The sequence below is a fragment of the Pseudomonas sp. EA_35y_Pfl2_R5 genome (assembly GCF_963970805.1).
GTDB lineage: Bacteria > Pseudomonadota > Gammaproteobacteria > Pseudomonadales > Pseudomonadaceae > Aquipseudomonas.
The window spans coordinates 1-1,272 of record NZ_CAXAOW010000037.1; the positions used below are offsets into that span (position 1 = coordinate 1).

The window sequence follows — 1,272 nt, forward strand, 5'->3', positions numbered from 1 at the left end:
TCATGGTGTCATCGCCTGTACCGCCATCCAGGGTGTCGTTACCTTCGCCGGCATGCAGCCAATCGTTGCCAGCACCACCGAGCAGGCTGTTATTGCCCTCGAAGTCCATCAGGTGATCGTTGCCATCGCCGCCGGAAAGACGATCATCACCTGTCATGCCCATTAGATGATCATCGCCGGCGCCACCTTCCAAAGTGTCATTTCCTGCACCACCTATCAAAATGTCGCTACCCACAGTCCCATTGAGTTTCATTCAAGCTCCTTATATGTTTTTAGTTTTTAATTTACTAAGTCGCCAACACCAAGAACATAGATATAGAGAGTCAAGCCTCTACCATTAACTCAATGGCATACCAGCAACTAGCTGTAACAGAGTACAACTGTGCCCAGCTGACAAACTACTTTCATATCACCGCACCAAAAACTCAGCCTTGCCCTACAAAACTTTCGCAAGCAAATTTTAAATACGAGTTAAAACAATCTTCACACTAACTCCGCAATCAAATCACTTGGCAGCGCTTAGAGAGATGACTGAAGCACTACAAACACGAAAACATACGCATTAATACAGCGTTACTTACAGGTGTCCTGCTATTGGACTGGTGAGCTAAGCGGCCACGATGGCCTTTCCAGCCTCTTGGCTTTACAAGTGCACGGACTCCCTGGAGGGCTTACCTGAGTTATCACTTACCCATAGGGGTTGACTTGTAGTTAAAGAGAAGGCTCGCCTTTCAACGAGCCCTTTCTTTCAATCAACGCATAGAGCTATTGCCAGTTGGCTGCAATCACCACATCCAGCTGCGCCCGCTGATCAGCAGTGAGGTTGGACTCACCACCAGCAGGCACACCGAACGAGGCCATCGCATCGACCAAGGTTTGGACACGGGCTGCAGTAAGCGCAAGACCACCAGAGCTCTGCAACGACTCTATTCGCGAAGCGCCATTGGAATACCAGTTGCTCACAGTAACGCGATCACTGGTGCCCTCAACTAAGACATCGAGATTATTGCCATTACGCTGAAACCAGAGCTGATCGGGGGACAGACCAAAGAGCAGTAGGTCATTGCCCCCGCTATCGGTGATGGTGTCCACACCATCACCCAGGTTGAATACATAGGTGTCGGCGTAGCCGCTACCTATCAGCACGTCATTACCGGTACCACCGGCCAGGACGTTGCCATTGGAGGAGGCATGTACCAACAAGGTGTCATCGCCGGCTCCGCCGTACAGCGTGTTGCTGCCCGCACCGCCATCAATAATGTCGTTACCCGC

Annotated in this window: 2 protein-coding genes; both read right to left on the reverse strand. The window is 50.9% G+C overall.

The window, feature by feature from the left end; genetic code table 11:
* Positions 1-253: calcium-binding protein (locus AACX99_RS22095; RefSeq protein WP_445261898.1), on the reverse strand; the 253-nt coding region annotated here is incomplete at its 3' end.
* Positions 254-765: 512 nt separating this feature from the next.
* Positions 766-1,272 (reverse strand): calcium-binding protein (locus AACX99_RS22100; protein ID WP_339414558.1); only part of this gene is annotated, 507 nt, incomplete at its 5' end.